This is a genomic window from Pseudomonas sp. DF5, assembly GCF_058148225.1.
In genome coordinates this window covers 43,138-62,636 of record NZ_JBYVYM010000016.1, presented here as the reverse complement: position 1 = coordinate 62,636, position 19,499 = coordinate 43,138, and the positions used below count along the sequence as shown (strand labels likewise).

Annotated in this window: 21 protein-coding genes; 2 read left to right on the top strand and 19 right to left on the bottom strand. The window is 60.6% G+C overall.

The window, feature by feature from the left end:
* Window positions 1-2: 2 nt before the first annotated feature.
* The 5 genes from ccmE to ccmA form a co-directional block, all read right to left on the bottom strand.
* Complete coding sequence (gene ccmE, locus AC30D7_RS16345; protein ID WP_007939191.1) at window positions 3-458, bottom strand: cytochrome c maturation protein CcmE; 456 nt, start codon at window positions 456-458, stop codon at window positions 3-5.
* Entirely contained in the window at window positions 455-631 is a 177-nt protein-coding gene (ccmD, locus tag AC30D7_RS16340) for a heme exporter protein CcmD (RefSeq protein ID WP_007939192.1), read from the bottom strand. Before ccmD ends, ccmE begins: the two co-directional genes overlap by 4 nt.
* Entirely contained in the window at window positions 628-1,383 is a 756-nt protein-coding gene (locus AC30D7_RS16335) for a heme ABC transporter permease (RefSeq protein WP_007939194.1), read from the bottom strand. The genes ccmD and AC30D7_RS16335 overlap by 4 nt, the downstream gene beginning before the upstream one ends.
* 80 nt (window positions 1,384-1,463) lie before the next feature.
* Window positions 1,464-2,132 carry a heme exporter protein CcmB gene (gene ccmB / locus AC30D7_RS16330; RefSeq protein WP_007939195.1) on the bottom strand — a complete coding sequence of 223 codons (669 nt, stop codon included), beginning with the start codon at window positions 2,130-2,132 and terminating at the stop codon, window positions 1,464-1,466.
* On the bottom strand, window positions 2,129-2,764 hold the full coding sequence (gene ccmA, locus AC30D7_RS16325) for a cytochrome c biogenesis heme-transporting ATPase CcmA (protein WP_490134748.1): 636 nt from the start codon (window positions 2,762-2,764) through the stop codon (window positions 2,129-2,131). The genes ccmB and ccmA overlap by 4 nt, the downstream gene beginning before the upstream one ends.
* Before the next feature lie 197 nt (window positions 2,765-2,961).
* Between ccmA and fliK the strand changes: the two genes are divergently transcribed.
* Window positions 2,962-4,536: a flagellar hook-length control protein FliK gene (gene fliK, locus AC30D7_RS16320; protein WP_490134747.1), complete on the top strand. Its 1,575-nt coding sequence runs from the start codon at window positions 2,962-2,964 to the stop codon at window positions 4,534-4,536.
* Entirely contained in the window at window positions 4,533-4,862 is a 330-nt protein-coding gene (locus AC30D7_RS16315; protein ID WP_490134746.1) for an EscU/YscU/HrcU family type III secretion system export apparatus switch protein, read from the top strand. The genes fliK and AC30D7_RS16315 overlap by 4 nt, the downstream gene beginning before the upstream one ends.
* A gap of 132 nt (window positions 4,863-4,994) precedes the next feature.
* On the opposite strand, the gene AC30D7_RS16310 is transcribed toward AC30D7_RS16315, so the two are convergent.
* From AC30D7_RS16310 to flhA, 14 genes are all read right to left on the bottom strand, one after another.
* Window positions 4,995-5,387, bottom strand: a complete 393-nt coding sequence (locus tag AC30D7_RS16310; RefSeq protein ID WP_019579590.1) for a DUF2802 domain-containing protein — start codon at window positions 5,385-5,387, stop codon at window positions 4,995-4,997.
* Complete coding sequence (locus AC30D7_RS16305) at window positions 5,388-5,873, bottom strand: chemotaxis protein CheW (RefSeq protein ID WP_007938663.1); 486 nt, start codon at window positions 5,871-5,873, stop codon at window positions 5,388-5,390.
* Between the two features lie 74 nt (window positions 5,874-5,947).
* Window positions 5,948-6,814, bottom strand: coding sequence for a CheW domain-containing protein (locus AC30D7_RS16300; protein ID WP_096479720.1), 867 nt, complete (start codon window positions 6,812-6,814; stop codon window positions 5,948-5,950).
* Between the two features lie 30 nt (window positions 6,815-6,844).
* Entirely contained in the window at window positions 6,845-7,633 is a 789-nt protein-coding gene (locus tag AC30D7_RS16295) for a ParA family protein (protein WP_007938661.1), read from the bottom strand.
* Between the two features lie 43 nt (window positions 7,634-7,676).
* The gene (motD, locus tag AC30D7_RS16290; RefSeq protein WP_007938660.1) at window positions 7,677-8,570 is read right to left on the bottom strand and encodes a flagellar motor protein MotD; all 894 of its coding nucleotides are present in this window, start codon (window positions 8,568-8,570) and stop codon (window positions 7,677-7,679) included.
* Window positions 8,571-8,585: 15 nt separating this feature from the next.
* The gene (locus AC30D7_RS16285; RefSeq protein ID WP_007938659.1) at window positions 8,586-9,326 is read right to left on the bottom strand and encodes a flagellar motor protein; all 741 of its coding nucleotides are present in this window, start codon (window positions 9,324-9,326) and stop codon (window positions 8,586-8,588) included.
* Entirely contained in the window at window positions 9,326-10,456 is a 1,131-nt protein-coding gene (locus AC30D7_RS16280) for a protein-glutamate methylesterase/protein-glutamine glutaminase (protein ID WP_019579588.1), read from the bottom strand. The genes AC30D7_RS16285 and AC30D7_RS16280 overlap by 1 nt, the downstream gene beginning before the upstream one ends.
* A gap of 49 nt (window positions 10,457-10,505) precedes the next feature.
* Window positions 10,506-12,779, bottom strand: coding sequence for a chemotaxis protein CheA (locus AC30D7_RS16275; protein WP_490134745.1), 2,274 nt, complete (start codon window positions 12,777-12,779; stop codon window positions 10,506-10,508).
* 37 nt (window positions 12,780-12,816) lie between these two features.
* The gene (locus tag AC30D7_RS16270; protein ID WP_028939996.1) at window positions 12,817-13,605 is read right to left on the bottom strand and encodes a protein phosphatase CheZ; all 789 of its coding nucleotides are present in this window, start codon (window positions 13,603-13,605) and stop codon (window positions 12,817-12,819) included.
* Between the two features lie 21 nt (window positions 13,606-13,626).
* Window positions 13,627-13,998, bottom strand: coding sequence for a chemotaxis response regulator CheY (locus AC30D7_RS16265; protein WP_003183998.1), 372 nt, complete (start codon window positions 13,996-13,998; stop codon window positions 13,627-13,629).
* 167 nt (window positions 13,999-14,165) lie between these two features.
* Window positions 14,166-14,906 (bottom strand): RNA polymerase sigma factor FliA, encoded by a 741-nt coding sequence (fliA, locus tag AC30D7_RS16260; RefSeq protein WP_007894214.1) that lies wholly within the window; start codon window positions 14,904-14,906, stop codon window positions 14,166-14,168.
* Window positions 14,903-15,733 carry a flagellar synthesis regulator FleN gene (gene fleN, locus AC30D7_RS16255; RefSeq protein WP_003222917.1) on the bottom strand — a complete coding sequence of 277 codons (831 nt, stop codon included), beginning with the start codon at window positions 15,731-15,733 and terminating at the stop codon, window positions 14,903-14,905. The genes fliA and fleN overlap by 4 nt, the downstream gene beginning before the upstream one ends.
* Before the next feature lie 116 nt (window positions 15,734-15,849).
* Entirely contained in the window at window positions 15,850-17,175 is a 1,326-nt protein-coding gene (flhF, locus tag AC30D7_RS16250) for a flagellar biosynthesis GTPase FlhF (protein ID WP_490134744.1), read from the bottom strand.
* An 11-nt stretch (window positions 17,176-17,186) separates the two neighbouring features.
* Window positions 17,187-19,316: a flagellar biosynthesis protein FlhA gene (gene flhA, locus AC30D7_RS16245; protein ID WP_007938653.1), complete on the bottom strand. Its 2,130-nt coding sequence runs from the start codon at window positions 19,314-19,316 to the stop codon at window positions 17,187-17,189.
* Between the last annotated feature and the right edge of the window lie 183 nt (window positions 19,317-19,499).

The following is a 19,499-nucleotide window of genomic DNA, read 5'->3' as shown; positions in this document are numbered from 1 at the left end:
CGTTAGCCCTCCTTGGCTGGCGTAGGTGCCGACTGACCACTGTCTTTCAACGCCTTGGTCACTTCCGGTGGCATGTACTTCTCGTCGTGCTTGGCCAGCACTTCGTCGGCCACCACCACGCCATCAGCGTTGAGCTTGCCGAGGGCAACGATGCCCTGCCCTTCGCGGAACAAGTCCGGGAGGATGCCGCGATAGCTGATGGTCACGGATTTGTTGAAGTCGGTGACGATGAATTTCACGTCCAGGGAATCGCCGGAACGTTGCAGCGAGCCTTTTTCGACCATGCCGCCCGCACGGATGCGCGTGTCTTGCGGTGCTTCGCCATTAGCGATCTGGGTCGGGGTGTAAAACAGATTGATGTTCTGCTGCAGGGCGCTCAGGGCCAGGCCGACGGCAGCGCCGACACCGACCAGGATCGCGAGAATGATGACAAGACGCTTTTTACGCAGCGGATTCACTGGCCGTTCTCCCGGCGCAAACGACGCGCCTCTTGTTGCAGATACCGCTTGCGGGCCAGGATCGGCGCCGCCACGTTGAGGGCCAGCACCGCCAGGCAAATGCCATAGGCTGACCAGACATACAGGCCGTGATGGCCCATGGCGAGAAAGTCGCCGAATGAAGCGAAACTCATCGAGCGGCCTCCAGACTGTTCTGCACTTCGGATTTCACCCAGCTCGCCCGGGCTTCGCGCTTGAGCACTTCGAGGCGCATGCGCAGCAACAGCACCGCGCCGAAGAAACAGTAGAACCCCAGCACCGTCAGCAGCAGTGGCAGCCACATCTCGGCGGGCATCGCCGGTTTTTCGGTGAGGGTGAACGTCGCCCCCTGGTGCAGGGTGTTCCACCACTCCACCGAGTATTTGATGATCGGGATGTTGATCACGCCGACAATCGCCAGCACCGCGCAGGCCTTGGCCGCGCTGTCACGATTGCTGATGGCGTTGCCCAGCGCAATAAGACCGAAGTACAGAAACAGCAGAATCAACATGGACGTAAGTCGCGCATCCCAGACCCACCACGAACCCCAGGTCGGTTTGCCCCAGATCGCGCCGGTGACCAGCGCCACGGCGGTCATCCAGGCACCGATCGGGGCGGCGCATTGCAGGGCGACGTCGGCCAGTTTCATCTTCCACACCAGCCCGACAACGCCGCACACGGCCAGCATCACGTAGATCGACTGCGCCAGCATGGCGGCAGGAACGTGGATATAGATGATTCGAAAGCTGTTGCCTTGCTGGTAGTCCGGCGGTGCGAAGGCCAGGCCCCAGACCACGCCGACGCTAATCAGCAGCAACGCCGCGACGCTCAGCCAGGGCAGCAATTTGCCACTGATGCCGTAAAACCATTTGGGCGAGCCGAGCTTATGAAACCAGGTCCAGTTCATTGCTGTTTCCATCACGGTTGCTGTTCGTTATCACGAAACAGCCAAAGGGTCTTTACTGGTTAAATTTTAACCAGACCTCATTATTCGCCGACACTGATCTTCAGGCCAGCAGCTATTGCAAAAGGTGCCAGGGTTATCGCCAGGGCGGTCAGGCTACCAAGCCACAAGAGATAACCGGTCGCCGGCATGCCCTGCAATGCCGCCTGCAAGGCGCCACTGCCGAGAATCAACACCGGGATATACAGCGGCAGAATCAGCAGCGCCAGCAACAGGCCACCACGCTTCAATCCTACCGTCAGCGCCGCGCCCACCGCACCGAGCAGGCTCAACACCGGTGTACCGAGCAATAAAGAAAGCAGCAACACCGGCAGACAAGCGGCAGGCAAACCGAGCATCAGCGCCAGCAATGGCGCGAGCAAAACCAGTGCCAGGCCGGAAAAGGCCCAGTGTGCCAGCACCTTGGCCAGCACCAGAAGAGGCAGGGGGTGCGACGAAAGGACCCACTGTTCAAGGGATCCGTCTTCGAAATCACTGCGGAAGAGCCCGTCCAGCGAGAGCAAGACCGATAAAAGCGCCGCCACCCAGACCAGCCCCGGAGACAAGGTTTGCAACAATTGAGTCTCGGGACCAACCGCCAGCGGGAACAAGGAGACGACGATGGCGAAAAATACCAACGGGTTCGCCAATTCGGCGGGACGGCGGAACAGCAAACGAGCCTCACGGGCGACCAACAGGCCGAAAACACTCATACGGCCCAATTCCCCAAATCAATGTCGCGATAACCGGCCGGCATCCGGGTCAGCGTGTGGTGAGTGGTCAATACCACCATGCCGCCTCGCTCGCAGTGCGCGGCCAGGTGCTCTTCGAGTTGCGCCACGCCTTGTTTGTCGAGCGCGGTGAACGGCTCGTCGAGGATCCACAGCGGCGGGCTGTCCAGGTACAACCGCGCCAGCGCCACACGACGTTGCTGGCCGGCAGACAGGGTGTGACAGGGAACGTCCTCGAAACCGCGCAGCCCCACCGCCGCCAGCGCTTGCCAGATCGCCTCATGGGAGGCCGGTTGATGCAAGGCGCAGAGCCAGCTGAGGTTTTCCTCGGGGGTCAGCAGATCCTTGATCCCGGCGGCATGGCCGATCCACAGCAGGTTACGCGCCAGTTCGCTGCGTTGTTCGTTCAGCGGCTGGCCGTTGAGCAACACTTGACCGGCGGTCGGGTGCATCAAGCCGCAAAGCAGACGTAACAGGCTGGTCTTGCCACTGCCGTTGGGGCCGCTGATCTGTAACATTTCGCCACTGACCAGTCGCAATTCGAGATTTTCGAAGAGCAGCCGAAGGTCTCGCTCACAGGCAAGGGCAACGGTTTGCAGGACAGGACTGGTCAAGGGTTCACGGGCCTTATGCGGTTCAAGTCGGCTCTGGCGCGGCCGTTAAAGAGATGCAGCATAGATGCTATGACGGCTTGTTCTAGAGAGCTGCGTCAATCAATTGCAATGTTTTCGCCACTCAGCGAAAGACGGGCGGCATTATACATGGCGTTCCCTACTCTCAAGAGTGCAATTTCCTCAGGTTGTGTCCGCGTATGACAGGCGAAATGAACATCCTTCCGCTCCCGCCAACCACCCCGGCGACTTCGCGTCCATTGGTGATCAGCGGCGAGCTGCTCAAGCTGCTGACGCCGATGGAGGGCCTGATCACGGCCGGTCAGACCGCCAAGGCTGAAGTGCTGTCGCTCAAGCAGGCGGATCAGACCTTTCAACTGTTGCTCAAGGTCACCCTCGACAGCGGCCGCCAGACCACGGTCCAGGCCACCAGCACTCAGCCGTTGCCCCAAGGCACCAGCCTGTCGATCACCCAGCCGTCGGCGGGCAATCTGGCGGTCACGGTGCAACAGGCCATCGCCTCCAGCGTCGCCACCCTCACCCGTATCGACACCGCGCAACTGCCGGTCGGCACCCTGCTGCAAGGCAAAGTGCTGACCTCTCAGGTGATGCCGCAGGTGCCGGGCCAGCCGACGGTGTTTCGCTCGATGGTGAGCCTGCTCAACACCGCGCTGAGCGGCAGCACACTGAGCATCGACAGCCCGACACCGCTGCGCATCGGCACCTTGCTGAGTGCCTTGGTGCAGGACACCCAGACACTCAAATTCGTGCCGCTGAGCAGCCGTCAGGAACAGCTGGCGGTGACGCAACAACTGGTCAGCCAGCAAAGTCGCCAGGGTTCTCTGGATGGCTTGATCAGGGTCCTGCAAAACCTGCCGCCGTCGGATCAGACCTCCAGCGACCTGCGCGCCGCCGTGGACAAACTGCTCGCCGGCCTGCCGGACGTTCAACAACTGAGTACGCCCAAAGGCCTGGCCCAGGCACTGGCCAACAGTGGCCTGTTCCTCGAAGCCAAATTGCTGACCGGACAAAACCCGACGCTGGCGCCAGACATGAAAGGCGACCTGCTCAAGCTGATCGCCCAGCTGACGCCGGGCCTGCCGGCCAACACCAATCTCAACGCAATCATCGCCGCCAACACCCTGGCCCAGGCCATGCCGAGTTTTGTACGCAATGCCCTCGGCATGCTCGGGCAAGTTAGCGCCAAACCGTCACCGACCAGTTTTCCGCTGCCCGAGCGCCTGTTGCAAAGCGCGGAAGGCGAAGATGATCTCGAGCACCTGCTGCGCCTGGCGGCTGCGGCGGTTTCACGTTTGCAAAGTCATCAGCTGTCGAGCCTTGAGCAGACTGGCGTCACCAGTGACGGGCGGTTGATGAGCACCTGGCAACTGGAAATCCCCATGCGCAACCTGCAGGACATCGTGCCGTTGCAGGTCAAATTCCAGCGCGAAGAAGCCCCCGAAAAAGAACAACCGCGCGAACGCCGCGACGAACGCGAACCAAAACAACAATTGTGGCGAGTCGATCTGGCGTTCGACATGGAACCGTTGGGGCCGTTGCAGATTCAGGCCCAACTGATCAAAGGCAGCCTCTCCAGCCAGCTGTGGGCCGAACGGCCGTACACCGCGAGCCTGATCGAAAGCAATCTGGCCGCGCTGCGCCAGCGCCTGCTGGATTCCGGGCTGAACGTCGGCGATCTGGATTGCCACCTCGGCACACCGCCACAAGGCCCTCAAACACGTCTCGAACAACGCTGGGTCGACGAAACCGCATGAACGAATCCACCGCACCGCGCCAGGCCATCGCCCTCAAATACGACGGCAGCCACGCCCCTACCCTCACGGCCAAAGGCGACGAGGAACTGGCTGAAGAAATTCTGCGGATTGCCCGGGATTACGAAGTGCCGATCTATGAAAACGCCGAACTGGTGAAACTGCTGGCGCGAATGGAATTGGGCGAGAGTATTCCAGAGGAGTTATATCGCACGATTGCCGAGATCATTGCGTTTGCGTGGAATTTGAAGGGTAAGTTTCCCGAGGGGCGGGATCCAGATGCTGCGATGGTGGAGAAGGACATCACCGACCGCGGGGATGATTATTGAGGTTTCGAAGACGCCATCGCGGGCAAGCCCGCTCCCACAGGGATAGGTGGTGGACACAAAATGTGTGAACGCAGTCAATCCAATGTGGGAGCGGGCTTGCCCGCGATAGCGATCTAAACCACGCCGCAAGAATCAGTTTCTGTGCAACTTGCTCATCAACTCCGCCTCAGCCTGGGTCAAGCCGCAAGACTGAGTCAGCTCATCGACGCTGGCCCCCATCCCCACCAGACGCGCGGCCTGGGCGAATGAAAGGCTCGATGGATCACGCTGTTCCAACTGCGCCAGTTTGTCCGGCAACGGTCCGACCACCGCGCGCAGTTCGTGCAGGTCTTCACCCATGCGCACGTTGCCGCTTTGGTAGTCTTCGACGCGTTTGGCCAGATCCTTGATGCGCTGATCGCGCAGCGCATCGCCCTGGGCCTGTTGTGCGGCGATCTGCCTTTGAGCGCGGATGTACGCCAGGAACATCGCCAGCGTGCCTGCCCACAAGAGGAACAGGACAATCACAGCCACCTCAAGAATCAATCAGATACTCTCCAGTTCCGACCATTCTTCTTCGCTCATCATCTTGTCCAGCTCGACCAGGATCAGCAGTTCATTGTTCTTGTTGCACACGCCTTGAATGAACTTGGCGGACTCCTCGTTACCGACGTTCGGTGCGGTCTCGATTTCCGACTGACGCAGATAAACCACTTCAGCCACGCTATCGACCATGATCCCGACCACTTGCTTGTCGGCTTCGATGATGACGATGCGGGTGTTGTCGCTGACGTCGACCGTACCCAGGCCGAAACGCTGGCGGGTGTCGATCACGGTGACCACGTTGCCGCGCAGGTTGATGATACCCAGCACGTAGCTCGGGGCACCCGGTACCGGAGCGATTTCGGTGTAGCGCAGGACTTCCTGAACGCGCATCACGTTGATGCCGTAGGTTTCATTGTCCAGCTTGAAGGTGACCCATTGCAGGATCGGATCTTCGGAACCTTTTGCCGCCGTCGCCTTGTCATTCATACCCTGACCCCTCGAAAAACCGCCCTAGCGGTGTGTATTCAGTGCACCGGCACTTGAATGCCGATGCGTGTTTTTTATGTCGGTTTGTGGTTCGGCTTACTGCCGCCCATGTGCTTCGCCCCGCCGCTGGCGATCAATTCGGCCAGTGCGGCGACATCGAGCAAGGCGCACATGTGTTCAATCACCGTGCCGGCGAGCCATGGCCGCTGCCCCCGGTGACTTCTCCATTTGATTTCATTCGGGTCCAGGCGCAACGAGCGGCTGACCTGATGCACCGCCAGCCCCCACTCATAGCCCTGGACCGAAATAACGTATTGCAGGCCCTGGCGGAAATCATCGCGGTAGCGGTCCGGCATGACCCAGCGTGCGGTATCCAGCACCTTCAGGTTGCCGGCCTGGCTTGGCAGGATCCCGAGGAACCATTCCGGCTGACCGAACAACGGCGTCAGCTCGTGGCCGGCCAGGGAATAAATCGAGCCCAGGCACACCAGCGGCACCGCCAGGGTCAACCCGGCGACATCGAACAACAGGCATTCGAACGGCTCGGCCGCCCAGGCCGGACGATCGTCGTTTTCCACCGGAGGCGGCGTGTTGCTCGGCGGCAGATGAACTTCCACCACCGGCGGCACCAACGCTTGCAGTAGCGGTGCAATGGTCGAGACAGGTGCCAGAATCGGTGCCGGTGCGTCGATCACAGCTACCGGCGTTTTCACCACTGGCGCGACGACAGGAGCTGCGGCCACTGCGGGTGTCTGCGCATCCCGGGCCTGTTCTTCGAGCACCGCCGCCTGGAACTCGTCCAGGGCAGCTTCAGCCTCGACAACCTCGGGCAGCACCTCGACTTCTGGCAGCAACTCTTCGGTCGCGTCCTGCAGCAAGCCATCCAGATAAGACTGAAGGGCCAATTGCGGGCGCGAGGTGATCTTCACCGGCCGGGTCATGCGAATACCATCGTAGGAATCAGGCTCATCTCAAGCCACCTGCGGAACAAGTTGCTGGGCGAGCAAATGCTTGAGCAGTGCGCGGTAGGCGAGAACGCCGCGACTCTTGCCATCGAATTGCGAAGGCGTCAGCCCTGCCCGGCTCGCGTCACGCAAGCGGGTGTCGATCGGTATGTAGCCTTGCCAGATTTCTTCCGGGTACTTGTCGCGCAACACGCGCAGAGTGCCAAGCGAAGCCTGGGTGCGGCGGTCGAACAGGGTCGGCACGATGTTGAACGGCAACGCCAGTTTGCGCGAGCGGTTGATCATCGCCAGCGTGTTGACCATGCGTTCCAGGCCTTTGACCGCCAAGTGCTCGGTCTGCACCGGAATCACCAACTGCTGGCTGGCCGCCAAGGCATTGACCATCAGCACGCCGAGCAACGGCGGGCTGTCGATCACGGCGTAATCGAAGTCTTGCCACAACTGCGCCAGACTCTTGGCGATCACCAGGCCCAAACCGCTCTGGCCCGGCGACTGGCGCTCAAGGGTGGCCAGCGCGGTGCTCGACGGCAACAGGGAAATGCGTTCGTCACTGGTGGGCATCAACAGCTGACCGGGCAAGCCTTGCGGCACGCTGCCCTTGTGCAGAAACAGGTCGTAGCTGCTGTGCTCCAGGCTGTCGGGGTCGTAACCGAAGTAGCTGGTCATGGAGCCGTGGGGGTCGAGATCGACCACAACCACGCGCTTGCCCGCCTCCGCCAGTAAACCGGCTAAAGCAATGGAGGAAGTGGTTTTACCGACACCACCCTTTTGATTGGCAACTGCCCAGACTCTCATTCGGATTGTTCCTCCCGGTCGAAAAGGCCAACCGAGAAATAGCTCAACGTATTAATGCGGGTGACGGAGAATTGACGGCACTCTCGCGTCCCGGCGACTTGACCGGGGTCGGTGCAGTTTGTGTGCCAGCCCGCTTCAATGCGGCATCCGGTTGTGCATGAGCCGTTCCGGTACCGGTGAGGCTACGGCGTACATCAAGATTGCGTGACACCACCAGTACCACCCGACGGTTGCGCGCGCGGCCTTCAGCGGTGGCGTTGTTGGCCACTGGCTGGAATTCGCCATAACCCACCGATGCCAAGCGACCAGGGTTCACGCCCTGCATCGCCAGCATCCGCACGATGCTCGCCGAACGGGCCGAGGACAGTTCCCAGTTGGTCGGGTATTGCGCGGTGCGGATCGGCTGATCGTCGGTGAAGCCTTCGACGTGGATCGGGTTGTCAAACGGCCGGAGGATCGCGGCGACCTTGTCGATAATGTTGAACGCAATGTCGCTGGGCATGGCGTCGCCGCTGCCGAACAACAGGCTGGAGTTGAGTTCGATCTCAACCCACAACTCGTTGCCGCGTACGGTCATCTGGTTGGAACTGATCAAGTCACCGAACGCCGCGCTGATGTCATCGGCGATGCTTTTGAGTGGATCGTTGGCGGCCTGGGCGATGCCGGCGTCGATCTGCTCGCTGTCCTTGACCAATGGCTTGGCCGGGGTCACGGTCTTCGGTCGCTCTTCGCCGATGGGAATCGGCTTGAGGGCACGGTCAGAGTCGGTAAACACCCCGATCAACGCCTCGGAAATGATCTTGTACTTGCCTTCGTTGATCGAAGAGATCGAGTACATCACCACGAAAAACGCGAACAGCAAGGTGATGAAGTCGGCGTAGGAAACGAGCCAGCGTTCGTGATTGACGTGTTCTTCAGGTTGCCGACGACGTGCCATGGTCCATGTCTCCCATCAATCCATGAAGCCCTGAAGCTTCAACTCAATAGAGCGAGGGTTTTCACCTTCGGCGATCGACAGGATCCCTTCCAGCAACATTTCGCGATAGCGCGACTGCCGCAACGCGATGGACTTGAGCTTGGCGGCAATTGGCAGCAGCACCAGGTTGGCACTGGCCACGCCGTAGATGGTGGCGACGAAGGCGACGGCGATGCCGCTACCCAGTTGCGATGGATCGGCCAGGTTGCCCATGACGTGGATCAGACCCATCACCGCACCGATGATACCGATGGTTGGCGCGTAGCCGCCCATGCTTTCAAAGACTTTGGCGGCTTCGATGTCGCGGCTTTCCTGGGTGTAGAAATCCACTTCCAGAATGCTGCGGATCGCTTCCGGCTCGGCGCCGTCCACCAGCAGTTGCAGGCCTTTGCGCGAGTAGCTGTCGGGTTCGGCGTCGGCCACCCCTTCCAGCCCGAGCAAACCTTCCTTGCGAGCGGTCAGGCTCCAGTTCACCACGCGGTCGATGCCGCCGGCCAGGTCCACGCGAGGGGGAAACAGAATCCAGGCAAGAATCTGCATGGCGCGCTTGAAGGCACTCATCGGCGATTGCAGCAGCGCGGCACCGATGGTGCCACCGAGGACGATCAACGCCGCCGGGCCGTTGGCCAGCGCGCCAAGGTGACCGCCTTCAAGGTAGTTGCCGCCGATGATGGCGACGAACGCCATGATGATCCCGATAAGGCTGAGCACATCCATCAGATGCAAGCCTCAACCAGGTGCCGACCGATGTCGTCGAGGCTGTACACCGCATCCGCGAGTTCGGCTTTGACGATGGCCATCGGCATGCCGTAGATCACACAACTGGCTTCATCCTGGGCCCAGATCGCACTGCCGCCCTGCTTGAGCAGACGCGCGCCTTCGCGACCGTCGGCGCCCATGCCGGTCAGTACCACCGCCAGAACTTTGTCGCCGTAGGACTTGGCCGCGGAACCGAAGGTAATGTCCACGCACGGCTTGTAGTTCAGGCGTTCGTCGCCCGGCAGGATTTTCACCGCGCCACGGCCATCGATCATCATCTGCTTGCCACCCGGTGCCAGCAGCGCCAGGCCCGGACGCAGGATGTCGCCATCCTCGGCTTCCTTGACACTGATGCGGCACAGCTTGTCCAGGCGCTCGGCGAAGGCCTTGGTGAAGGCGGCCGGCATGTGCTGGATCAACACGATGGGTGCCGGGAAGTTGGCCGGCAACTGTGTCAGAACCCGTTGCAGCGCAACCGGTCCGCCGGTGGAGGTACCGATGGCGACCAATTTGTAGGCTTTGCGTTTCGGCGCAGGCGATGACGGAGTCGCTGCATGGGGGCGCGCCGCAATCGGTGCCGGTGCCGGACGCGCAGGCGCGCTGCTGCCGTAGCTGCCGACGCTCGAAGGCGCAGGCGTCGGGGCTGGCGCAGCGACCGGTGCCGGAGGTGTGTAGGCACTGACACGACGGTTACTGCGCGAGATGCTGAGAATCTTCTCGCACAGCAGTTGCTTGACCTTCTCCGGGTTGCGGGAGATGTCTTCGAAATTCTTCGGCAGGAAGTCCACTGCGCCGGCATCCAGCGCATCGAGGGTGACCCGGGCGCCTTCGTGGGTCAGCGAGGAGAACATCAACACCGGGGTCGGGCAGCGCTGCATGATGTGCCGCACCGCCGTGATGCCATCCATCATCGGCATCTCGTAGTCCATGGTGATCACGTCTGGCTTGAGGGCCAGGGCCTGATCGATCGCCTCTTTTCCGTTGGTCGCCGTACCGACGACCTGGATGTTTGAATCCGCTGCAAGAATTTCCGAGACGCGGCGGCGGAAAAACCCCGAATCGTCCACCACCAGGACTTTGACTGCCATAAACACTCCGTTAGACGGGGCGAGGCTCTGGCGCCCCGCTCCCCCAGAATCAAATACGCCGTGCGGCGTAACGCTTGAGCATGCTCGGGACATCGAGAATCAGAGCAATGCGGCCGTCACCGGTGATGGTGGCGCCGGACATGCCCGGGGTTCCCTGGAGCATTTTGCCCAATGGCTTGATGACCACCTCTTCCTGGCCCACCAACTGATCGACGACGAAGCCGATCCGTTGAGTGCCCACCGAAAGGATCACCACATGGCCCTCGCGCTGCTCTTCGTGAGCGGCGGAGCTGACCAGCCAGCGCTTGAGGTAGAACAAGGGCAGCGCCTTGTCCCGCACGATCACCACTTCCTGGCCGTCCACCACGTTGGTGCGCGACAGGTCGAGGTGGAAAATCTCGTTGACGTTCACCAGCGGGAACGCGAACGCCTGGTTGCCGAGCATGACCATCAGCGTCGGCATGATCGCCAGGGTCAACGGGACCTTGATGACGATCTTCGAGCCTTTGCCCTTGGTCGAGTAGATATTGATGGTGCCGTTGAGCTGGGCGATCTTGGTTTTCACCACGTCCATGCCCACGCCACGACCGGACACGTCGGAGATCTCGGTCTTGGTCGAGAAGCCCGGCGCGAAGATCAGGTTGAAGCAATCGGACTCGCTGAGACGGTCCGCCGCATCCTTGTCCATCAATCCTTTTTTCACGGCGATACCGCGCAAAACGTCTGCGTCCATGCCCTTGCCGTCATCGGAGATGGACAGCAGGATGTGGTCGCCTTCCTGTTCTGCGGACAGGATCACTTTGCCGCTGCGAGGCTTGCCCATCGCTTCGCGATCAGCCGGCTCTTCGATACCGTGGTCGACCGAGTTGCGCACCAAGTGGACCAACGGGTCGGCCAGGGCCTCGACGAGGTTCTTGTCGAGGTCGGTTTCTTCGCCGACCAGTTCCAGGTTGATCTCTTTCTTGAGCTGGCGAGCCAGGTCGCGAACCAGACGCGGAAAGCGCCCGAAGACTTTCTTGATTGGTTGCATCCGGGTCTTCATGACCGCGGTTTGCAGGTCGGCCGTGACCACGTCGAGGTTCGACACGGCCTTGGACATGGCTTCGTCGCCGCTGTTGAGACCCAGACGGACCAAGCGGTTACGGACCAGTACCAACTCGCCGACCATGTTCATGATTTCGTCGAGACGCGCGGTGTCGACCCGCACGGTGGTCTCGGCTTCGCTGGTCGGTTTTTCCGCCGGCGGCGCGGCCGGGGCACGAGCAGGCGCCGGTGCAGCAGCGGCAGCAGGCTTCGGTGCTTCTGCTTTGGGCTCGGGGGCTTTTGGCTCGGGTGCCTTGGCCACAGGTGCTGGCGCCTTGGCAACCGGAGTCGCTACCGAAGCAACAGCAGAAGCAGTGCCCACTTCAGTGAACTTGCCCTTGCCATGCAATTCGTCGAGCAGCGATTCGAATTCATGATCGGAGATCAGATCGCTACCGGCCGCAGCGGCGGTTGGCGCAGCCGGGGCTGGCGCCGAAGCGATTGCCGATTCCAGCGCATCGACCGCAAAGTTGCCTTTGCCATGCAACTGGTCGAGCAGTGCTTCGAACTCGTCGTCGGTGATGTCGGAGCTGTCGCCGGCGGCTTTCGGAGCAGCCGGTGCAGCAGGCGCTGCGGCCACTGCATCGGCGGCGAACTGGCCTTTGCCGTGCAGTTGATCGAGCAACGACTCGAACTCGGCATCGGTGATTTCGTCACTGGCGGCTGCATCGGCGGCAGGCTGCGAAACAGGCTGCGCAGCCGCTACGGGCGCCTCGGCCTGGGCCTTGACGGCGTTCAGCGAGTCCAGCAGTTGTTCGAATTCGTTATCGGTAATGTCGCCCGATTCGCTTTCAGCGACCGAAGCTTCAACCACTTCAGCGACCGGCGCCGGTGCGGCTTCATCAGCCGTTTGCGGCTCGGCCAGGCGGGCCAGCGCCGCGAGTAATTCAGGCGTGGCAGCCGTGATCGGGCTGCGTTCGCGGACTTCGCTGAACATGCTGTTCACCGCGTCCAGCGCTTCGAGAACCACGTCCATCAGTTCCGAGTCGACGCGACGCTCACCCTTGCGCAGGATGTCGAACACGTTCTCGGCGATGTGACAGCACTCCACCAGCTCGTTGAGCTGGAGGAAGCCGGCGCCCCCTTTTACAGTGTGAAAACCGCGAAAAATTGCATTGAGCAAGTCCGCATCATCAGGTCGGCTTTCCAGCTCGACCAGCTGCTCGGACAGTTGCTCTAGAATCTCGCCGGCCTCAACCAGGAAATCCTGAAGGATCTCTTCATCGGCGCCGAAGCTCATTAAGGGGGTGCTCCTACAGGTCTAAAAACCCAGAAAACTAAAATCCAAGACTGGATAGCAAATCGTCCACATCGTCCTGACCGGACACAACGTCTTCTCTTTTATCGGCATGAATCTGCGGACCTTCACCCTGAGAGAGATGTTTTTGTGGATCTTTTTCAGCCAGCATCGCTTCACGGTCATGTTCGATACCCGCAAAGCGGTCTACCTGACTGGCCATGAGTACGAGCTTGAGCAGGTTGCTTTCAACTTCGGTGACCAGTTGGGTCACACGCTTGATCACCTGACCGGTGAGGTCCTGGTAATCCTGGGCCAGCAGAATGTCGTTCAGGTTGCTCGACACCGTGCGGTTGTCCTCACTGCTGCGTGTCAGGAAACCGTCGACCCGCCGGGCCAGCTCGCGGAACTCTTCAGCCCCTACTTCGCGACGCATGAACCGTCCCCAATCCGTGCTCAGCGCCTGGGCTTCATCGCTCAGGCTGTTGATCAGCGGCGTGGCGTTTTCCACCAGGTCCATGGTGCGGTTGGCCGCGGCCTCGGTCAGCTTGACCACATAGGACAGGCGCTCGGTGGCATCCGTGATCTGAGACACTTCCTCGGCTTGCGGCATGTGCGGGTCAATCTGAAAATTGACGATCGCGCTATGCAGCTCGCGGGTGAGCTTGCCCACTTCCTGATACAGGCCGCGGTCACGGGTCTGGTTGAGCTCATGGATCAGTTGCACAGCGTCGCCGAACCTGCCTTTTTCAAGGCTTTCGACCAGTTCGACCGCGTGTTTTTTCAGGGTCGACTCGAAATCGCCCTGTGAAGATTCGTTATGCTCCATAGCTCCCCCGTGCGCAGTACATCAGCCGATGCGTTCGAAAATCTTCTCGATTTTTTCTTTCAACGCCTGGGCTGTGAAGGGTTTGACCACATAGCCGTTAACACCGGCCTGGGCCGCTTCGATGATTTGCTCGCGCTTGGCTTCGGCAGTCACCATCAGCACTGGCAGATGCTTGAGCTTTTCATCGGCGCGCACGTGACGCAGCAGATCGATACCGGTCATGCCAGGCATGTTCCAGTCCGTTACCAGAAAGTCGATGCTTCCGCTGTTGAGAACCGGAATGGCAGTGGTGCCATCGTCAGCCTCGACCGTGTTGGTGAACCCAAGGTCACGCAACAGGTTTTTTATGATCCGCCGCATCGTTGAGAAGTCATCAACGATGAGGATTTTCATGTTCTTGTCCAATTCGACCTCCAAGCAGTCTTAAACGCGCCCAGCACCTGGACGCGCCATTTCAATCAATCCGGCAAAGCACTCAATGACTGTCTGGAGCACAACAGATCGAGACCGGTACGGTTCAACACCCCACCAGCTCCATTCGCAGTGTCCCCACACTGCCTTCAGCGCGCTCGCCACTCCCCCAAACGCCCCCGCAAACGGGCCGCGCACTGGCTGTGTAACTGGCTGACCCGAGATTCACTGACCCCCAGGACCTCACCGATTTCCTTGAGATTCAACTCTTCGTCGTAGTACAGCGCCAACACCAGTCGCTCACGCTCCGGCAAATTGGCAATCGCGTCCGCCAGCGCCGCCTGGAAGCGTTCATCTTCCAGATCGCGTGACGGCTCGAGATGAGCACTCGCGCCATCCTCATGCAGCCCTTCGTGTTCGCCGTCCTGCAACAGATCGTCGAAACTGAATAACCGGCTGCCCAGGGTGTCGTTCAAAATCCCGTAATAATCGTCGAGACTCAATTGGAGTTCGGCCGCAACTTCGTGATCTTTAGCGTCACGGCCGGTTTTAGCTTCAATCGAGCGAATCGCGTCGCTGACCATGCGGGTATTGCGGTGGACCGAACGTGGCGCCCAGTCCCCCTTGCGCACTTCATCGAGCATCGCGCCGCGGATTCGAATGCCCGCGTACGTCTCGAAACTCGCGCCTTTGCTGGCGTCATATTTGGTTGATACTTCAAGCAGGCCGATCATCCCGGCCTGGATCAGGTCTTCGACCTGGACACTGGCCGGCAGACGCGCCAGCAAGTGGTAGGCAATGCGTTTGACCAGTGGCGCGTAACGCTCGATCAGCTCGTACTGCGCGTCACGTGCCGATTTCTTGTAGAGGTTGTAACCGCTGGCTGTCATAGCACGGGTCCTGCCGTTTGTTGCACGAGGCGCTCGACGAAAAATTCCAGGTGCCCACGCGGGTTGGCCGGCAGTGGCCAGGTATCGACTTTCTGCGCAATGGCCTTGAACGCCAAGGCGCACTTGGAACGCGGAAAGGCTTCATACACCGCGCGTTGCTTCTGCACGGCCTTGCGCACGCTTTCGTCGTAAGGCACCGCACCGACGTATTGTAAGGCGACGTCGAGGAAGCGATCTGTGACCTTGGTCAACTTGGCGAACAGGTTGCGGCCTTCCTGCGGGCTCTGCGCCATGTTGGCCAGGACGCGGAAGCGGTTCATGCCGTAGTCGCGGTTAAGCAGTTTGATCAGCGCGTAGGCGTCGGTGATCGAGGTCGGCTCGTCGCACACCACCAGCAAGACTTCCTGCGCAGCGCGCACGAAGCTGACTACCGAGTCACCAATGCCCGCAGCGGTGTCGATCACCAATACGTCGAGGTTGTCGCCGATGTCGCTGAATGCCTGGATCAGGCCGGCATGCTGGGCCGGGCTCAGATGAACCATGCTCTGGGTGCCGGAGGCGGCCGGAACGATGCGGATACCACCGGGCCCTTGCAACAGCACGTCGCGCAGCTCACAGCGGCCTTCGATCACGTCGGCCAGCGTGCGTTTGGGTGTCAGTCCCAACAGAACGTCGACGTTCGCCAGCCCCAGATCGGCATCCAGCAGCATGACGCGCCGGCCGAGTTCAGCTAGAGCCAGGGACAAGTTCACTGACACGTTAGTCTTCCCGACGCCACCTTTGCCGCCGGTCACCGCGATCACCTGTACGGGATGCATGCTGCCCATGTTATTTCTTTACCTTGTCTTGCATAGACGGAGGCCACATTACTGGCTGCGCGTTCAGCGACTGAACAATGCATGGCAGACCATCGATGTAGGTACAAAAAATGTTCATTAGTACCTCAGCCAACCTGCTTGGTCGGGCTGTGGTAAATATCAGCGAACATGTCAGCCATGGCTTCTTCGCTGGGTTCTTCCTGCATTTGTACGCTAACGGCGCGGCTGACCAACTGATGACGACGCGGCAGATGCAAATCATCCGGAATCCGCGGACCATCGGTCAGGTAAGCCACCGGCAACTCATGGCTGATAGCCAGGCTCAGCACCTCGCCGAGGCTTGCCGTTTCATCCAGTTTAGTCAGGATGCAGCCGGCGAGGCCGCAGCGTTTGTAACTGTGATAAGCGGCGGTTAGAACCTGTTTCTGGCTGGTGGTTGCCAGGACCAGATAATTTTTTGATTTGATGCCGCGCCCGGCCAGACTTTCGAGCTGCATCCGCAGTGCCGGATCGCTGGCCTGCAGGCCGGCGGTATCGATCAGCACCACGCGTTTGCGCAGCAGCGGCTCCAGCGCCTGCACCAGGGACTGGCCCGGGTCGACGTGGGTCACCGACACATTGAGGATCCGGCCCAGTGTCTTGAGCTGTTCCTGGGCACCGATGCGATAGCTGTCCATGCTCACCAGCGCGATGTTCTGCGCGCCGTACTTGAGCACGTAACGGGCGGCGAGCTTGGCCAGTGTGGTGGTCTTGCCCATGCCGGCCGGGCCGACCATGGCAATCACCCCGCCCTCTTCCAGCGGCTCGACTTCCGGGGTGGCGATCATCCGCGCCAGGTGCGCGAGCAACATGCGCCAGGCCTGACGAGGCTCTCCAATGTCGGTAATCAGCGCCAGCAGATCGCGCGACAACGGGCCGGACAAGCCGATGCGTTGCAGGCGACGCCAGAGGTTGGCCTGGGCCGGACGGCTGCCTTGCAGCTGATTCCAGGCCAGCGAGCCAAGCTGCACTTCCATCAGTTCACGCAGGCTGTTGAGCTCGAAACGCATCGAATCGAAGGCGCGCGGATCGACACCGGTCGCCGCAGCAGGCGCGGGGGCCGGACGCCGAGGTTCGGCGAGCGCCGGTTCGATCAGCGGTTCGGCGGCGGTCAACGGCAGGCCGGCGAACAACTGGCGATTGGTGGTCTTGTCGCTCTCGCCATCGCCGCGCAGGCTCAGTTCGGCCTGGGCGGTGACGATCCGCGACTGGGTCTTGCGCAGCTCATCCTCGAGTTCCATGTTCGGAACACGCGGGGCCAGCGCCGACAATTTGTAATCCAGGGCAGCCGTCAGCTCGACACCGCCGGCGATCCGGCGATTGCCAATGATGGCGGCATCAGCGCCCAGCTCATCACGAACCAGTTTCATGGCCTGACGCATATCGGCGGCGAAAAAACGCTTAACTTGCATAAACCACTACCTCAGCCGTTGGGCCCTACTGTCGCAACGATGGTCACTTGCTTGTTGTCAGGAATTTCCTGGTAAGCCAACACGTGCAAACCCGGCACTGCCAGCCGACCGAATCGCGAGAGCATCGCGCGAACCGGACCGGCCACCAGCAGAATCACCGGCTGACCTTGCATTTCCTGACGCTGCGCCGCATCGATCAACGAGCGTTGCAGTTTTTCCGCCATGCTTGGCTCCAGCAGAACGCCCTCTTCCGAGCCTTGTCCTGCCTTCTGAAGACTATTGAGCAATATTTGTTCCAACCTTGGTTCCAAGGTGATCACAGGCAGCTCCGACTCAGTGCCTACAATGCTTTGCACGATTGCACGGGATACGCCGACGCGCACTGCGGCCACCAAAGCGGCGGTATCTTGACTCTTGGCGGCGTTGTTCGCGATGGCTTCGGCGATGCTGCGGATGTCCCGCACCGGCACCTGTTCGGCCAGCAACGCCTGCAAGACTTTGAGCAGTTGCGACAGCGAAACCACCCCCGGCACCAGCTCTTCGGCCAGCTTCGGTGAGCTTTTGGCCAGCAATTGCATGAGTTGCTGGACTTCTTCGTGGCCGATCAGCTCGCTGGAGTGCTTGTACAGAATCTGGTTCAAGTGGGTCGCCACCACCGTACTGGCATCGACCACGGTGTAACCGAGGGATTGCGCCTGGGCACGCTGGCTGATTTCGATCCACACCGCTTCCAGGCCAAAAGCCGGATCTTTGGCGGTGATGCCATTGAGCGTGCCGTAGACCTGACCCGGGTTGATCGCCAGTTCGCGCTCCGGGTAAATCTCCGCTTCAGCCAGGATCACGCCCATCAGGGTCAGGCGATAGGCGCTAGGCGCCAGGTCGAGGTTGTCACGGATATGCACAGTCGGCATCAGGAAGCCCAGGTCCTGGGAGAGCTTTTTACGCACCCCCTTGATCCGCGCCAGCAACTGCCCACCCTGGTTGCGATCCACCAGCGGAATCAGGCGGTAGCCCACTTCCAGGCCAATCATGTCGATCGGCGTCACGTCATCCCAGCCAAGCTCCTTGGTTTCCTGAGCCCGGGCCGGTGACGGCAGCAACTCCTGCTGACGCTTGACCTCTTGCAGGGCCTGAACCTTGACCGCGTTCTGCTTCTTCCAGAACAGGTAAGCGCCACCGGCCGCCAGGGCTGCCATGGACAGAAAGGAGACGTGTGGCATGCCGGGCACCAGGCCCATCACCGCCATCAAGCCTGCGGCCACCGCCAAGGCTTTCGGCGAGGCGAACATCTGACGATTGATTTGTTTGCCCATGTCTTCCGAGCCGGAAGCACGGGTCACCATGATCGCGGCGGCGGTCGACAACAGCAGTGATGGCAATTGCGCCACCAAACCGTCACCGATGGTCAACAGCGCATAAACCTTGCCGGCATCACCAAAGCTCATGCCGTGCTGGAAAATACCCACCGCCATGCCGCCGATCAGGTTGATGAACAGGATTAGCAGGCCGGCGATGGCGTCACCGCGCACGAATTTGCTGGCACCGTCCATGGATCCGTAGAACTCGGCCTCCTGGGCGACTTCCATCCGGCGCAGTTTCGCCTGGTTCTGATCGATCAGGCCGGCGTTCAAGTCGGCGTCGATCGCCATCTGTTTACCGGGCATCGCGTCGAGGGTGAAACGCGCGCTCACCTCGGAAATCCGCCCGGCGCCCTTGGTTACCACGACGAAGTTGATGATCATCAAAATCGCGAAGACCACGATACCGACCACGTAGTTACCGCCGATCACCACTTCACCGAAGGCCTGGATCACCTTACCGGCGGCGGCATGGCCGTCCTGACCGTGGAGCATCACCACCCGCGTGGAGGCCACGTTCAGCGCCAGTCGCAGCAATGTCGCCACCAGCAGAATGGTCGGGAACACCGCAAAATCCAGCGGCCGCAAGGCGTATACACAGACCAGCAACACGACGATGGACAGGGCAATGTTGAAGGTGAAAAACACGTCCAGCAGGAACGGCGGCACCGGCAACATCATCATGGCCAGCATGACCAGCAGCAACAGCGGCACGCCCAGATTGCCCCGACTTAAATCGGCAACGTTTGTGCGGGCACTGTTGATTAACTGAGAGCGATCCACCGGTTTTCCCCGTTCCTTTAAAGCAAACTTTTGACGCCTGAAGCAGGCGCAGGGCGGCTACTGCAAGAAACCTTCCAACTTTTGCCGGGGTGCAAAATGAGGTGTTTTGAGTCCTGTAGCAGCTGCCGAGCCTGCGAGGCTGCGAGGCTGCGTTCGGCTGCGCAGCAGTCGTCAACCTTTGCG